Here is a 14,487-nt window from a genome sequence, read left to right as displayed (position 1 = left end):
GCCGCAGGCGTTCCACTGCCGTTGACAGTGGAACAGCTCACTCTTTACGGTGGCATATCGGAACAGCCATTCGTATTTAGGAACGGTGATGCAATGCGGCAATCACCTCGGCGGTCCGGCATGCGTTATGCGATACCCCTCGCACTGCTGGCCCTGACCGGTGCGTGCGCACCCCCTGCACCGAGCCTCGAGAACGACGGCGTGTACACGCTGACCGTGGCCGACTCGTACCCGGTCGGGCATCCCTTCGCCGAGGCCGGGGTCAGCGTGCTCATGGACACCGCACGCGAGCTCTCCGGTGGCCGGATCCAGTTCGACTACTTCCCCGCCGAGCAGATGGGCGATGCCGAGGACCTGCCGTCGCTGATCCGGTCCGGCGTGGTCGACCTCGGCTCCGTGGCGCCCGCCTACGTTCCCGCCGAGCTGCCGCTGTCGGGGGTTGCGGACCTGCCCGGGCTGGTCGAGGATTCCTGCACGGGCTCGCTCGCGGTGTCCCGGCTGGTGTCGGAAGGCGGCATCCTCTGGCGTGAGGACTTCGAGCCCAAGGGCCTGCGCCCGCTCGTCGTCGGCATGATCCCCGACTACGAGGTCCTCACCGGCTCCCGCACCGTACGCGAACCGGCCGACCTGCGCGGGCTGCAGCTTCGCTCGTCCGGCGGCACGATCGACCGAGCCGTCGAGGGTTTCGGTGCCGCGCCGGTCGGGATGCCCGCCACCGAGATGTACGAGGCGATCTCGCGCGGAACGGTCGACGGGACCGTGCTCGGGCCCGTCAGTGCCGCGCCGTACCACCTGGAAGAGGTGACCCGGCACGCGACGCTGGGGGCGAGGCTCGGCAGCTTCACCATGACCTACAGCATCAGCGAGGCCGCCTGGGACACCCTGCCCGCCGACCTCCGCGACGTGCTGCGGCGCGCGGGAGACGAGGCCACGCGCAGCCTTTGCGCCGGCCTGCAGGAGGGTAACGCCGAAGGCAGGCAGACCCTGCGTGACGCGGGCGTGCGCATCCATCGCATCACCGCCGGTGAGCGCCGGGCATGGGACAAGGCGACCGCGCCTATCCACCGGCTGTGGGCCGCCGACATGGCCGAGATCGGCAGGCCGGGTGAAGCGGCCCTGAAGGCAATGAAGGACCAGCTCCGGCGAGTGGAACGAGAGTCCCATGACGACTGACACGGCCCCGCACCCCGACCTCGGTTCCCGTCACGACCCGCGGGCACGTGCCGTGCTGCGGGCCGTTTCGGCGATCGAACGCGCCGGCCTCGCACTGGCGGGCACGGCACTGGTCGGCATGACCCTGCTCATGGTCGTCGAGACCGGGATGCGCTACTTCGTCGGCGCTCCCCTCGGCTGGAGTTTCGGCTTCATCCAGGACTACCTGTTGCCGGGCTACTTCTTCCTCGCGCTGGCGTACACGGTCCGGTCGGGCGGACACGTCACCATCGACGTCGTCTACCGCCGCTGCCCGCCGAAGGCGCGCGCGGCGATGACGCTGACCGCACGAGTCCTCATGCTCGCACTGTCAGCGCTGCTGCTCTGGGCGGGCCTGCTTGCCACGCGGGATGCCTGGCACTCCCACGACATCCCACCGCCCGGCGGCGCCGAGCTGAGCCTTCCCACGTGGACATGGCATGTGCTCGTCCCCGTCGGCGCCGTCCTGCTGACCGTGCGGCTGCTCTGCGACATCGTGTCGCGGCGACAAGAACCTGCCGGCAGTGACCCCGAAGGGACCGTCTGATGTCCGTCATCGTCGTCATCCTGGTGATGTTGCTGCTGCTGCTCATCAGGGTTCCGGTCGGCTTCGCGATCGCCATCGCGGGCACGTTGGGGCTGTACATCCACGGTGGACTGTCCGACGTGCTCGGCGTGCTGCAATCGGCTCCCGCGGACGCGGTCTCGTCGTACTCGCTGTCGCCGATCCCGCTGTTCATCCTCATGGCACAGTTCGTCGTCGCCAGTGGCGTCATGGACGACCTGTTCGAGGCGACCAGGGTCTGGGTCGGGCGGATCCGCGGCGGCGCGGGCATCGCCGCCACCGGCGCGGGCGCGATGTTCGCCGCAGTGTCGGGATCGAGCACGGCCGCCGCGGCCACCCTCGCGCACACCTCGACCACCAAGATGATCGAGTCGGGCTACAGCCCCAGGATCTCGACAGGGCTCGTGTCCGTGGTTGGCACGCTGGCCGCCATGGTGCCGCCCAGCATCATTCTGGTGTTCTACGCGATCCTCGCCGAGGAAAGCGTCGGACAGGTGCTCGTCGCGGGGTTCCTGCCGGGCGCGCTGGTGACGGTCGCGCTCATCGTGACACTGCTGATCCTCATCAAGGCCGACCCCGCTTCGGCGCCACCGGGCCAGCGTCACGCGTGGGCCGACAAGCTCCGCAACCTGAAGTCGGCCGGCCCGGTCCTCCTGCTGTTCGCGCTCGTCACCGGCACCGTCTACTTCGGAATCGCCACGCCCACCGAGGCCGCGGCGCTCGGGGCGGTGGGCGGCTTCGCGCTGCTGGCCGCACGGGGACGCGCGAGCTGGCAGACCATCAGGCACGCGATCACCGAGACCATCAGCTCGAGCGTCATGATCCTCATGATCATCCTCGGGGCGCACATCCTGGGCTACTTCATCACCTCGACCAGAGTCACCCCGACCGTGGTGAGCTGGGTCGCCTCCCTCGATGTCGCACCGGTCGTGGTGATCATCGTATTGGCGCTGTGCTACATCGTGCTCGGGTTCTTCCTCGACCAGATCGCGATCCTCGCGCTCACGGTGCCCGTGGTGCTGCCGCTGGTCACCGAGCTCGGTTACGACCCGATCTGGTTCGGTGTGCTGATCGTCCTGCTCGCCGAGATCGGTCTGGTCAGCCCGCCACTCGGCCTCAACGTGTTCGTGGTCGCGCGCACGGCACGCCGCCCCGCGGCGGAGGTGTTCTGGGGCGCGCTCCCGTTCGTCCTCGCGGTCGTGGCGGTGGCAGCGCTACTCATCGCGTTCCCCGAGATCGTGCTCTGGATACCGGACACCATGTCGGCGACCGAATAGCGAGGCCACCAGCAGTGAGCGCCGGCTACGAGTGCACCAGGCCACAGGGGCACGTGGCTACATGTTGATCATATGACCGGCGAGGCCGTGGATGGCTTCCTTCACGGCCTCGCCCAGGGTCGGGTGGGCGTGGACGTTGCGGGCCACCTCGTGCACCGTGAGGTCCCACTGCTGGGCCAGGGTCAGCTCCGGCAGCAGTTCGGTGACCTCGGGGCCGATCAGGTGGGCACCCAGCAGCTCGCCGTACTTGGCGTCGCTGATGATCTTCGCGAAGCCGACGGTGTCGGCGAGGCCGTGCGCCTTTCCGTTGGCGCTGAACGGGAACTTCGCCACCTGCACGTCGTGGCCCTGCTCGCGTGCCTGCTCCTCGGTGAGGCCGAAGCTCGCGATCTGCGGCTGGCAGTAGGTGGCCCGCGGGATCATGCGGTAGTCCAGCTCCATCGTCTCCGCGTCGGCGATGGTCTCGGCGGCGATGATGCCCATCGACTCGGCGGCGTGCGCCAGCATCAGTTTCGCCGTCACGTCGCCGATGGCGAAGATGTGCGGCACGCTGGTGCGGCAGCGGCCGTCCACCTCGATCGCACCACGCTCGGTCAGGCGCACACCGGTGTTCTCGAGGCCGTATCCGTCCACATTGGGCTGGAATCCCATCGCCTGCAGCACCTTGTCCGCATCGATGGTCTTCGTCTCGCCGTCCTGCGTCACCGTGACGCGCACACCGCTGCCGGTCTCCTCGATCGACTCGACCCGCGTCGAGGTCAGCACGTCGATGCCCAGCCTGCGGTAGCGCCGCGCCAGCTCGGCCGAGACCTCCTCGTCCTCCAGCGGCACCATCCGGTCGAGGAACTCGACGATCGTCACCTTCACGCCGTAGTTGTGCAGCACGTAGGCGAACTCCACGCCGATGGCGCCCGCGCCGGCGATCACGATGCTCTCCGGCAGCTCCGAGGCGAGGATCTGCTCCTCGTAGGTCACCACGCGCTCGCTCACCGAGGTGCCGGGCAGCAGCTTCGGCGACGCACCGGCCGCGATGATGCAGTGGTCGAACGTCACGGTCTCGGTCTCGCCGTCGGCGCGGCGCACCTCGATGCTCCGGTCGCCCGCGAACGTGCCCCGCCCCTCGAACTGCGTGATCGCGTTCTTCTTCATCAGATAGTGCACGCCCTTGACGCGGCCGTCGGCGACCTTGCGGCTGCGCTGGAACGCCGCCAGGTAGTCGAACGTCACCGGCCCCTCGGCCTGGATGCCGAAGGTCCGGGCCTCGGTGGTGAACAGGTGCGCCAGCTCCGCGTTGCGCAGCAGCGCCTTCGACGGGATGCACCCGACGTTCAGGCACACGCCACCCCAGTAGCGCTCCTCGATGATGGCCGTGTCATAGCCGAGCTGCGCGGAGCGGACGGCTGCGGTGTACCCGCCGGGACCCGCACCCAGCACCACGACGTCGAAGTGTTCACTCATGCTCGCGATTATGCCTTCACGCTGTCGGGTGGCGGGTCCTCGCCGCGCACCTCGGAGAGCAACGAGGTGACCGAGGTCATGATCCGTTCGGTCGCCTCCCGGAGCTGCGTCGCGGAGGGCTTGTCCGCGACCAGATCGGACAACTCGACCGGCAGGCCGGCCACCAGGTCGATGCGCCGCCGGGGAGACACCCTGGGCAGCCGCGCGTCCGGCGGCAGGTACTCCCGTGTGCCCCAGCAGGCCAGCGGCACCACCGGCGTGCCCGTGGTCAGCGCGATGCGCGCCACCCCGGTCTTCGCCTTCATCGGCCAGCCGTCCTCCCGGTCGGTGAACGTGCCCTCGGGAAACACCACCACGCACTCGCCGTCGCGGACCGAACGGACCGTCGCGTGATAGGCGTCCAGTGCGCTCGACCGGCCTCGGTGCACCTGGATGTGCCTGCCCGAGCGCATGACCGACCGCACCACGGGCGCCTTCCACAGCCCGGCCTTGGCGAAGAAGCGCGGCACCCGGCCCGAGGCGAGGCCGAACACGGTCACCACGATGGCGTCGGCATTGGAGAGGTGGTTGCTCGCGATGAGCACACCACCCTCGCGCGGCACGTGCTCGGTCCCGCGCACCCGCAGGCGCGTGGACAGCGCGAGCGGGGGCGCGAGCAGGTCGATGGCCAGGCCATACCAGAAGCCGCGCCCCCGCCGCGGAAACCAGCGATACGCCGTCAGCGGTCCGAATCGGCCTCCACGGGCCAGCCCGCGAGCTCCCGCACCAGGCGCTGAGCCCGCACCAGGCCGGGCAGCTCCGCCGGATTCAGCTCCCCGCGCTCCGCCTTGCGCTGGGCCTCCGCGAGCGTGGCCAGCAGCCCGGCGACGTCGACGGTCGACTGCTGCGCCATGCTCGTCCCCTCTCTCGAACGTCAGTCGGCACGCTCCAGGATCACGACCGGAATGTCCCGGTCGGTCTTCTTCTGGTACTCGTCGTAGTCCGGCCAGACCGCGACCATCCTGGGCCACAACGCGGCCTTCTCCTCCGGGCTCGCGGTGCGGGCCTTGGCCGGGAACCTGTCGGCCTTGACCTGCACCGTGACGTCCGGGTTCTCCACCAGGTTCAGGTACCAGCCGGGGTGCGAGTCGGCGCCGCCCTTGGAGGCGACGATGACGTAGTCGCCCTCGTGCTCCTGGTAGATCAGCGCGAACTTGCGTTCCTGCCCGGTCTTGCGGCCGACGGTGGTGAGGATGAGGCACGGTGCGCCCTTCATCCAGTCGTGCCCGACCTCACCGTTGGTCTCTTCGTAACGACGGACGTGCTCGTCGCCAAACAACATCTGCCAGCGTCCCTTCGTCGGATGCTTTCCACCCTAACTGTCAGCGTGCCAGCACGTCGGCCAGCAGCGCGGGATCGACGTTGCCGCCCGAGACGACCACCACGGTGCGCCCCCGTGGCAGCTCGTCCGCGCGGTGCAGGTACGCGGCGAGCCCGACCGCGCCACTCGGTTCCGCCACGATCCGCCCCCTCGTGGCCAGCACGGCCATCGCGGAACGGATCTCGTCCTCGCTGACGGTGACGATGTCGTCGAGCACGGCGCGCAGGTGGGCGAACGTCAGCTCGGACGGCTGTGATCGCAGGCCGTCGGCGATGGTCCGCGCCCTGTCCTCGATCGGCCAGCCGGTGAGCGCACCCGCCCGCAGGCTCGCCCGCGCGTCGGCCGCCAGCTCCGGCTCCACACCGACGACCGCCGCCGCGGGGCACAACGCCTTGACGGCGGTGCCGATGCCCGAGGCCAGCCCGCCGCCGCTCACCGGCACCAGCACCAGCTCCACCTCGGGCAGGTCGGTGCCGATCTCCAGCCCGATCGTGCCCTGCCCGGCGATGATGTCGGGGTGGTCGAACGGCGGCACCAGCACCGCCCCCAGCTTCTCGGCCAGCTCGCAGGCCGCCGACTCACGGTCCGCGATCGGCACCAGCACCACCTCGGCGCCGTAGCCACGCGTGTTGTCGACCTTGACCTGCGGAGTCACGTCGGGCATCACGATGTGCGCGGGGATGCCCGCCTCCCGCGCCGCGTAGGCGACGGCCTGCGCGTGGTTGCCGCTGGAGTAGGACACCACGCCGCGGGCCCGCCTCCGCTCGTCCAGCCTCGCGATGGCGTTGTGCGCCCCGCGCAGCTTGAACGCTCCGATGGGCTGCAGGTTCTCGGGCTTGAGCCACAGCGGCCTGCCCGGCTCGGCCCACGGGCTCGGCAGCAGCGGCGTGCGCACGACGGTTCCGCGCACCCGCTCCGCCGCCGCTCTGATGTCGTCGATCGTCACGAGTTCCACGGCACGAGTCTGCCCGACACCGGCTGTCCGGCCGGGCACACTGTGGCGAACACTGCTGCTACGTGCTCGCGAACGTGTCGGTCGCGCGCAGCAGCTCGCGCAGGATGCCCGGCTCGTCGAACGCGTGGCCGGCGTCCTCCACCATGATCAGCTCGGAGCCCGGCAACGCCCGATGCACCTCCCAGGCACCCACCGGCGGGGTGCACACGTCGTGCCTGCCGTGGATGAGCACCGCCGGGATGCCCGCGAGCCTGCCCGCGTCGCGCAGCAGCTGGTCGCCGGTGAACCAGCCGCCGTGCGCGCAGTAGTGGTTCTCGATGCGCGCGAACGCCAGCGCGTACTCCGGGTCGGAGAACTGCTCGACGAGCTCGGGACGGCGGCGCACCGTGATCGTGTCGGCCTCCCAGGTGCTCCACGCCACGGCCGCGGGCCGGTGGACGGCGGGATCCGGGTCGAACAGCAGATCGTGGTAGGCGGCGATCAGGTCACCGTCCCTGCGCCGAGGGGGCACCGGCTCCAGGAAGCGTTCCCAGCGTTCGGGGAACAGACACCCGGCCGCCCCGCCGTAGAACCAGTCGAGCTCCTTGCGGCGCATCGTCCAGATGCCCCGCAGCACCAGCTCGCTCACCCGGCCCGGATGGGTCTCGGCGTAGGCGAGCGCGAGGGTGCTGCCCCACGAGCCGCCGAACACCAGCCAGCGTTCGATGCCGAGATGCTCGCGCAGCCGTTCGAGGTCGGCCACCAGGTGCCACGTGGTGTTGGCGGCAAGGCCGGCGTCGGCGTCGTGCGCGCAGTGCGGGCGGCTGCGGCCGCAGCCCCGCTGGTCGAGCAGCACGATCCGGTACCGCTCGGGGTCAAACAGCCTGCGGTGCGCCGGTGCGCTGCCGCCGCCGGGACCACCGTGCAGGAACACCGCCGGCTTGCCGTCCGGGTTGCCGCACACCTCCCAGTGGATCTCGTGGCCGTCGCCGACGGGCAGCAGGCCGTGCTCGTACGGTTCGATCTCCGGATACAGCTCCGTCATGTCGTTCACTCTGCCCTGTCGATTCGCGCCCGGGCCGTTCGTGTGGGGGGTGAGACCCCGACTGGAAGGAGCCATCATGACCGGGACGAGGACGATGACGACCCTGCTGAGCGGCCTCGGCGTCGGCGAGTCGCCGCGCTGGCACGACGGGCGCCTGTGGTTCGCCAACTGGGGCGCGCAGGAGATCGTCGCCGCCGACCTGGCGGGCCGGGCCGAGGTGATCGCCAAGGGGCCCAAGCTCGCCGGGTACTCCCTCGGCTGGCTGCCCGACGGCCGCCTCGTGGTCACCGGCGAGAGCGGCCTGCTGTGTGCCGGGGCCGACGGCACGCTCACCCCGTACGCCGACCTCAGCGCACTGGGCGAGGGCTGGAACGAGATCGTGGTGGACGGCCGCGGCAACATCTACGTCAACCGCGTCGGCTTCCGCTTCGGCGAGGAGGACTTCAAGCCCGGCACGATCGCGCTCGTCAACCCGGACGGCACGGCCCGCCAGGTCGCCGCCGACATCGCCTTTCCCAACGGCATGGTCGTCACCCCGGACGGCTCGACCCTGGTCGTCGCCGAGTCGTTCGCGGGCAGGCTGACCGCCTTCGACATCGCCGACGACGGCAGCCTGTCCGGACGCCGCGTGTGGGCCGAGGTCGGTGGCGACGGGCTCTGCCTGGACGCCGAGGGTGCCATCTGGTGCGCGGACATGACCGACGGCGGAGCGGTGTGCAGGCGGGTCCGCGACGGCGGCGAGGTGCTGGAGCAGTTCGAGCTGGACGCGCCGTGTTTCGCCTGCATGCTGGGCGGCGACGACGGCAGGACGCTGTTTCTGATGCTCGCCGACTGGCAGGGTGTCGAGGGGATGGACACGCTGTTCTCCTCCCGCACCGGGCGGGTGGTGACCACCCGCGTGTCCGTGCCGCACGCCGGACGGCCGTGAGGCGGCCCGCGGACTGAGCAGCGCCCGGAAAGTACCTGATCGAGACCAGGTTCCCGGCAGGTGAATGCGCTTTCTGAATGCGCTTACAGGTAGAGTGGGCAGACCGGGATCGCCCGGTCAAGCGTTCTTTACCAGGAGTTGCGTATGGACGGCCGACCCCACGTGACGCTCGAGGACGTCGCCCGCGCCGCCGAGGTGTCGCTGGCGACGGCCTCCCGGGCGCTCAACGGCACCACGAAGGTGCGTGCGGACCTGCGCGAACGGGTCCTGGCCGCCGCCGAACAGCTCGCGTACACCCCCAACGCGCACGCACAGGCGCTGGCCGGAGCGTCGCACCGCACGGTGGGTGTGATCTGCCACGACGTCAGCGACCCGTACTTCGCCGCCATCGCCCGCGGCGTCATGCGGGTCGCGGGCGACAACGGCCTGCTCGTGATGCTCGCGAGCACGTTCCGGGATCCGCAGAAGGAGATCGCCTACATCTCGATGCTGCGGGCGCAGCGGGCATCGGCGATCCTGCTCGTCGGCTCCGGCTTCGAGGACAAGGCGTGGGAGCGGGCGCTCGCGGCCGAGATCGACCCGTACCGGCGCGGCGGCGGCCAGGTGGCCGTGGTCAGCAGGCACCGCAGCCTGCGGGTCGACAGCGTGCAGCCGGAGAACCGCGAGGGTGCCGCCGCGCTGGCCAGGGCACTGCTGGAGCTGGGGCACCGCAGGTTCGCGGTGCTCGCCGGCCCGCGCGCGCTCACGACCGTGGTCGACCGGCTCGCCGGGTTCCGCGAGGGGCTCGCCGAGGCCGGTGTCGAGCTGGCGGAGTCCGACATCGTCGAGGCCGCCTTCACCCGCGACGGCGGCCATTCCGCGATGTCGCGGCTGCTCGCACGCGGCTTGGAGGCCACGTGCGTGTTCGCGGTGACCGACGTGATGGCCATCGGAGCGATGACCGCGCTGCGCGAGGCGGGACTGTCCGTGCCCGCCGACGTCTCACTGGCCGGGTTCGACGACATCCCGGTGGTGCGGGACCTGACACCCGCGCTCACCACCGTGGCCCTGCCGCTGGAGGAGCTCGGCGAGCGGGCGATGGAGCTGGCGATCCGCGACAGCCGGGGTACCCGCAGCCGGGTGCTGCGGCTGCCCGGCGAGGTCGTGCTCAGGCAGAGCACCAGCCGGGTCCCGGCCTGAGCTCCACAGTGGACGCCGCCGGCGTGCGCGGGACGACGGCGGCGACCACACTGGGTGACGATCCCGGCGAACCGATCCCTGAAAACGGTGTTTAGCGAAGACGCCTTCCGGGTAGTAGAGTGGTCACGTTACGCCTCGGGAGGCCACCATGGCCGACGAAGACACACTCGACCGGTTGTTGCGGGCTTGGCGGGACGACATCGACAGCGAGCCCTTCCCCGTCATCTCCGATGTCGTGCTGCCCAGGCAGACACGGCGGCGGATGCGGGAACACTCGGAGGACCCGCCGCGGCGCGAACGGCCGAACTCCCACTGGACCGGCCGGCCGACACCACAGCCGTGACCTGCGCCTCGTCGCAACCTCCACCTAGGTGGAACTCAGGGTACTGTGGCGGTCGTGACGACGAAGCTTGGCGACTACCTGAGCATCGGCCAGGTCGCGGACCGTAGCGGCGTGCCGCACACCGCGCTGCGATTCTACGAGGACCGGGGCCTCATCACGTCGGAGCGTTCCGCGGGCAACCAGCGTCGTTACCCGCGTACCGTCCTGCGCCGCATCGCGTTCATCCGTGCGGCGCAGCGGGTGGGCCTCAGCCTGGAGCAGATCGGCGAGGCACTGGCCACGCTGCCGCGCGACCACGCGCCCACCAAGGCGGACTGGGCCCGGCTGTCGCGCAACTGGCGCGACGAGCTCGACGCGCGCATCGACGCCCTACAGCGGTTGCGCGACCAGCTCACCGGCTGTGTCGGCTGTGGCTGCCTGTCACTGCGCACGTGCGGCCTGCACAACGTCGACGACCGGCTCGCCCGGTTCGGCCCTGGCGCGCCGCTGCTCAAGCCCGCCGCCGAGGGCGGCATCTGAACGCGAACGACGCTCGGGTTAATCGCTTGCGTCCCGGCCCCCGTCCGTGTGCCAATGGCGTCCGGAATGAAGGACAACGACATCGTGCGCGTGTCCAAGCGACTCGCGCTGCATCTGCGCCATGCGCCGGAGCGCATCGGCATCCGCCTGGACGACAACGGCTGGGTCGAGGTGAGCACACTGCTCGCCGCCCTCGGCAGGCACGGTCTCGCGCTGACCCGTGAGCAACTCGCCGAGGTCGTGGAGCGCAACGACAAGCGGCGGTTCAGCTTCGACGACACCGGCACGAGGATCAGGGCCAGCCAGGGACACAGCGTCGCCGTGGACCTCGGCCTGCCCACGGCGACTCCTCCCCCACTGCTCTACCACGGCACGGTCGAACGGTTCCTGCCCGCGATCCTGCGCGAGGGGCTGCGCCCGCAGCGCAGGCACGACGTGCACCTGTCGGCGGCACCGGCCACCGCTGCCTCCGTCGGCGCCCGGCGCGGAACGCCGGTGATCCTGGAGGTCGGCGCGCGGGCGATGGCCGCCGACGGCCATGAGTTCCGGCTCAGTGCGAACGGGGTCTGGCTGACCCGTCACGTTCCGCCGCGGTTCCTGCGCCGGATGGCTCCTCCGCAGTAGTGAGGCGGGCGGTGGCACCGTCCATTGGGGATGGTCGCGTCGCTCGCCGTCGGTTCCGGCACGCGGCGTGCCGCCCGTCTCAGGACCGGGGCCTGCGCCTGCCCAGTAGCCGCCGCCCGATCTCGATCAGGCGCTCCCGCAGGGTGTCGTCGTCGATGTCGGTGTTGTCGGGTGACCCGCCCGCGAGCGCGAGTCCGGCGAGCAGCACGTCCACCGTCAGCCGGGCCGAGGTGTCGGCGTCGGGACCGACCAGCAGGCTCAGCATGCGCAGCTTGAAGTTCTCCGCGCCCTGCAGCGTGCGGTCGATCGCCCGCACGACCCCGGGATCGCTGTTGAACAATGCCACCAGCGCCCTGTGCCGCACGACGAGGTCGACGAACCCGGCCAGCGCGTGGTCGATCTGCGCGCCCCGGGTGCGCTGTGCCGCCGCCGCGTCGAGGATGTCCTCGAGCTCGGCCAGCGCGGGCTGCGCGACGGCCTCGGTGATCTCGTCCTTCGTCTTGAAGTGGTAGTAGACGGCCGCCTTCGTGACGCCGAGCTCGTCGGCGATCATCTGCAGCGACGTTCCCTCGACGCCGTGCTCGCTGAACAACCTCAGCGCCGTGGTCAGCAACCGCGAGCGGGTGCTTTCGGCAACAGTGCCGGCAGACATGGCACCTCCTCACAAGCAGCACGACGGTACCTGCCGATCGGCTAGCTCGCCACTTGCTGTTCGGCTAGTCACATACTTGCCGATCGGCTTGGATGGGCCTTGCCGATCGGCTAGCTTCGGAGGTACCCGATCGTATGAACCCGCACCAGAACGGAGTCCTGGCGTGGCCGTCCTGCTGTCCCGTCTCGGCCGGCTGTCCTTCCGCCGCCGAGGCCTCGTCACCGGCCTGTGGGTGGTGCTGCTGCTGGCGCTGGGCGTCGGCTCGTTCACCCTGTCCGGCCAGCTGACCAACTCGGTCACCATTCCCGGCACCGAGTCGCAGCGTGCCATCGAACAGCTGCAGACGAAGTTCCCGGAGGCCAACGCCGGGGGCGCCACGGCCCGGGTGGTGATCGCCGCCCCCGAGGGCAGCACCCTCGACAGGGCCGCCGTCGAGGGCGTGGTGTCCGAGCTGCGTGACGCGCCCAAGGTCACCAGCGTGGCCGACCCGTTCCAGACCCGCTCGGTGTCGCCCGACGGCCGGGTGGCGCTCGTGCAGGTGAGCTACGCGGTGCAGGGATTCGAACTCACCGACGCCGAACGCGAGGCGCTGTTCGCGGCCGCCGAGCCGGGCCGCGAGGCGGGCATGCAGGTGGAGTTCGGCGGCGACGCCGCGCAGGCACCGTTCGAGACGCAGGCGACCGAGGGCATCGGGGTCGCGGTCGCCGCCGTCGTCCTGATCGTCACGTTCGGCTCGCTCATCGCCGCCGGTCTGCCGCTGCTGACCGCGCTCATCGGGGTGGGCGTCGGTATGGCGGGCATCACCGTAGCCTCCGGCTTCCTCGACCTCAACTCCAACACGCCCGTGCTGGCACTGATGATCGGCCTCGCCGTCGGCATCGACTACGCGCTGTTCATCGTGTCGCGTTACCGGCACGAACTGCGTACCGGGCGAGAACCCATCGACGCCGCCGCGCACGCCGTCGGCACGGCGGGCTCCGCGGTGGTGTTCGCGGGCCTCACCGTCATCATCGCGCTCGCCGGGCTCACCGTCGTCGGCGTGCCGCTGCTGGGCGAGATGGGCCTGGCCGCGTCGGCCACCGTCGCCATCGCGGTGCTCATCGCGGTGACGCTGCTTCCGGCCGTGCTCGGCTTCGCGGGCACGAAGGTGCTCGGCGGCCGCATCCCCGGCCTGCGCGCCAACCACCACGACGGCCCGACCGCGGGCGGGCGCTGGGCGGCGTTCGTCGCGCGCCACCGGGTCGTGATGCTGCTCGGTTCCCTCGCGGCACTGCTGGTCGTGGCGATCCCGGCCACCGCCATGCGGCTGGGCCTGCCCGCCGACAACGCCGCGCCGCCGGACTCCACGCAGCACAAGGCGTACAACCTCATCAGCTCCGGTTTCGGCCCCGGCGCCAACGGGCCGCTGACCGTCGTGCTGCAGACCGACGGCAACGCAGGGCAGGCCGTGCAGCAGGTCGCCAGGGAGATCACCGCGCTCGGCGACGTGGCCGCGGTGACACCGCCGCGGTTCAACGCCCAGGGCGACACCGCGCTGCTGAGCGTGATCCCGCGCAGCGGCCCCGACACCGAGGCCACCGAGAACCTGGTCACCGACATCCGCGACCACGCGCAGGCCTGGCAGGCCGAGTCCGGCGTGCAGGTGGCCGTCACCGGGCAGACGGCGATGAACATCGACGTCTCCCGGAAGATGGCCGACGCGCTGCTGCCCTACCTCTCGCTCATCGTCGGGCTGGCGTTCGTGCTCATGACGCTGGTGTTCCGCTCGCTGATCGTGCCGCTGAAGGCCACCCTGGGATTCCTCGGTTCGGTGGCCGCCGCGTTCGGCGCCGTCGTCGCCGTCTTCCAGTGGGGCTGGCTCGCCGGCGTACTCGGTGTCGAGAGCACCGGGCCGATCATGAGCATGCTGCCGATCCTGCTGATCGGCGTCCTCTTCGGACTCGCGATGGACTACCAGGTGTTCCTGGTGACCCGCATGCGCGAGGAGTACGTCCACGGCGCCGAGCCGGACGCGGCGATGGTCACCGGCTTCCGGCACGGCGCGAGGGTGGTCGTGGCGGCGGCGCTGATCATGACGAGCGTGTTCGCCGGGTTCGTCCTGGCGCAGCAGACGCTGATCCAGTCCATCGGCTTCGCGCTGGCGTTCGGGGTCGCGGTGGACGCGTTCGTGGTGCGCATGACGATCGTGCCCGCCGTGATGTCACTGCTCGGCAGGCGGGCATGGTGGCTGCCGCGCTGGCTGGACCGCATCCTGCCGAACGTCGACGTCGAGGGCGAGCGCCTGGCGACCAGGCCTGGAGAAGGTGGCCAGGGCACCGCGAAAACCCTCGAACCGGTGTAACCCTTCGCCGGCGGCACGCTCCCCAATGCGGCATTCGCTCCACTGGATGGAGCGAATGCCGCATTCGCTCC

The 14,487-nt window shown here is 70.6% G+C and carries 16 protein-coding genes; 9 read left to right on the top strand and 7 right to left on the bottom strand.

From position 1 onward, the window contains the following. The first annotated feature begins 93 nt into the window (after positions 1-93). From BAY60_RS13565 to BAY60_RS13555, 3 genes are read left to right on the top strand one after another with little or no spacing between them, the layout of a single operon-like run. Entirely contained in the window at positions 94-1,173 is a 1,080-nt protein-coding gene (locus tag BAY60_RS13565) for a TRAP transporter substrate-binding protein (protein ID WP_112281297.1), read from the top strand. Next, positions 1,163-1,738 carry a TRAP transporter small permease gene (locus tag BAY60_RS13560; protein ID WP_112281296.1) on the top strand — a complete coding sequence of 192 codons (576 nt, stop codon included), beginning with the start codon at positions 1,163-1,165 and terminating at the stop codon, positions 1,736-1,738. The genes BAY60_RS13565 and BAY60_RS13560 overlap by 11 nt, the downstream gene beginning before the upstream one ends. Further along, positions 1,738-3,033 (top strand): TRAP transporter large permease, encoded by a 1,296-nt coding sequence (locus BAY60_RS13555; protein WP_112281295.1) that lies wholly within the window; start codon positions 1,738-1,740, stop codon positions 3,031-3,033. Before BAY60_RS13560 ends, BAY60_RS13555 begins: the two co-directional genes overlap by 1 nt. Positions 3,034-3,090: 57 nt before the next feature. Here the strand turns inward: BAY60_RS13555 and lpdA are convergent, their stop codons facing one another. From lpdA to pip, 6 genes are read right to left on the bottom strand one after another with little or no spacing between them, the layout of a single operon-like run. After that, entirely contained in the window at positions 3,091-4,491 is a 1,401-nt protein-coding gene (gene lpdA / locus BAY60_RS13550) for a dihydrolipoyl dehydrogenase (RefSeq protein WP_112281294.1), read from the bottom strand. Between the two features lie 8 nt (positions 4,492-4,499). Then, the gene (locus BAY60_RS13545; protein ID WP_112282364.1) at positions 4,500-5,162 is read right to left on the bottom strand and encodes a lysophospholipid acyltransferase family protein; all 663 of its coding nucleotides are present in this window, start codon (positions 5,160-5,162) and stop codon (positions 4,500-4,502) included. Positions 5,163-5,209: 47 nt separating this feature from the next. Then, positions 5,210-5,383 (bottom strand): hypothetical protein, encoded by a 174-nt coding sequence (locus tag BAY60_RS37090; RefSeq protein WP_170160378.1) that lies wholly within the window; start codon positions 5,381-5,383, stop codon positions 5,210-5,212. A gap of 21 nt (positions 5,384-5,404) precedes the next feature. Further along, the gene (locus tag BAY60_RS13540; RefSeq protein WP_112281293.1) at positions 5,405-5,812 is read right to left on the bottom strand and encodes a nitroreductase family deazaflavin-dependent oxidoreductase; all 408 of its coding nucleotides are present in this window, start codon (positions 5,810-5,812) and stop codon (positions 5,405-5,407) included. A gap of 40 nt (positions 5,813-5,852) precedes the next feature. Next, a complete protein-coding gene (locus tag BAY60_RS13535) occupies positions 5,853-6,806 on the bottom strand; it encodes a threonine ammonia-lyase (protein ID WP_112281292.1) in 954 nt (317 codons plus the stop codon). 58 nt (positions 6,807-6,864) lie between these two features. After that, positions 6,865-7,830 (bottom strand): prolyl aminopeptidase, encoded by a 966-nt coding sequence (gene pip / locus BAY60_RS13530; protein WP_112282363.1) that lies wholly within the window; start codon positions 7,828-7,830, stop codon positions 6,865-6,867. A 76-nt stretch (positions 7,831-7,906) separates the two neighbouring features. Between pip and BAY60_RS13525 the strand changes: the two genes are divergently transcribed. From BAY60_RS13525 to BAY60_RS13505, 5 genes are all read left to right on the top strand, one after another. Continuing rightward, positions 7,907-8,758 carry an SMP-30/gluconolactonase/LRE family protein gene (locus tag BAY60_RS13525; RefSeq protein WP_112281291.1) on the top strand — a complete coding sequence of 284 codons (852 nt, stop codon included), beginning with the start codon at positions 7,907-7,909 and terminating at the stop codon, positions 8,756-8,758. Positions 8,759-8,902: 144 nt separating this feature from the next. Then, positions 8,903-9,937, top strand: a complete 1,035-nt coding sequence (locus tag BAY60_RS13520) for a LacI family DNA-binding transcriptional regulator (protein ID WP_112281290.1) — start codon at positions 8,903-8,905, stop codon at positions 9,935-9,937. A gap of 148 nt (positions 9,938-10,085) precedes the next feature. Continuing rightward, a complete protein-coding gene (locus tag BAY60_RS13515) occupies positions 10,086-10,280 on the top strand; it encodes a hypothetical protein (RefSeq protein ID WP_112281289.1) in 195 nt (64 codons plus the stop codon). A gap of 54 nt (positions 10,281-10,334) precedes the next feature. Beyond that, on the top strand, positions 10,335-10,799 hold the full coding sequence (gene soxR, locus BAY60_RS13510) for a redox-sensitive transcriptional activator SoxR (protein WP_112282362.1): 465 nt from the start codon (positions 10,335-10,337) through the stop codon (positions 10,797-10,799). Between the two features lie 66 nt (positions 10,800-10,865). Further along, positions 10,866-11,423, top strand: coding sequence for an RNA 2'-phosphotransferase (locus tag BAY60_RS13505; RefSeq protein WP_112281288.1), 558 nt, complete (start codon positions 10,866-10,868; stop codon positions 11,421-11,423). 79 nt (positions 11,424-11,502) lie between these two features. Here the strand turns inward: BAY60_RS13505 and BAY60_RS13500 are convergent, their stop codons facing one another. Next, a complete protein-coding gene (locus tag BAY60_RS13500) occupies positions 11,503-12,075 on the bottom strand; it encodes a TetR/AcrR family transcriptional regulator (protein ID WP_112281287.1) in 573 nt (190 codons plus the stop codon). A gap of 163 nt (positions 12,076-12,238) precedes the next feature. On the opposite strand from BAY60_RS13500, the gene BAY60_RS13495 reads away from it, so the two are divergent. Next, on the top strand, positions 12,239-14,416 hold the full coding sequence (locus tag BAY60_RS13495; RefSeq protein WP_112281286.1) for an MMPL family transporter: 2,178 nt from the start codon (positions 12,239-12,241) through the stop codon (positions 14,414-14,416). Positions 14,417-14,487: the final 71 nt, after the last annotated feature.

The sequence above is a fragment of the Prauserella muralis genome, assembly GCF_003202285.1.
Taxonomy (GTDB): Bacteria; Actinomycetota; Actinomycetes; order Mycobacteriales; family Pseudonocardiaceae; genus Prauserella_B; species Prauserella_B muralis.
Note: the sequence above shows the minus strand (reverse complement) of the source record. Positions and strands in the feature narration are given on the sequence as shown.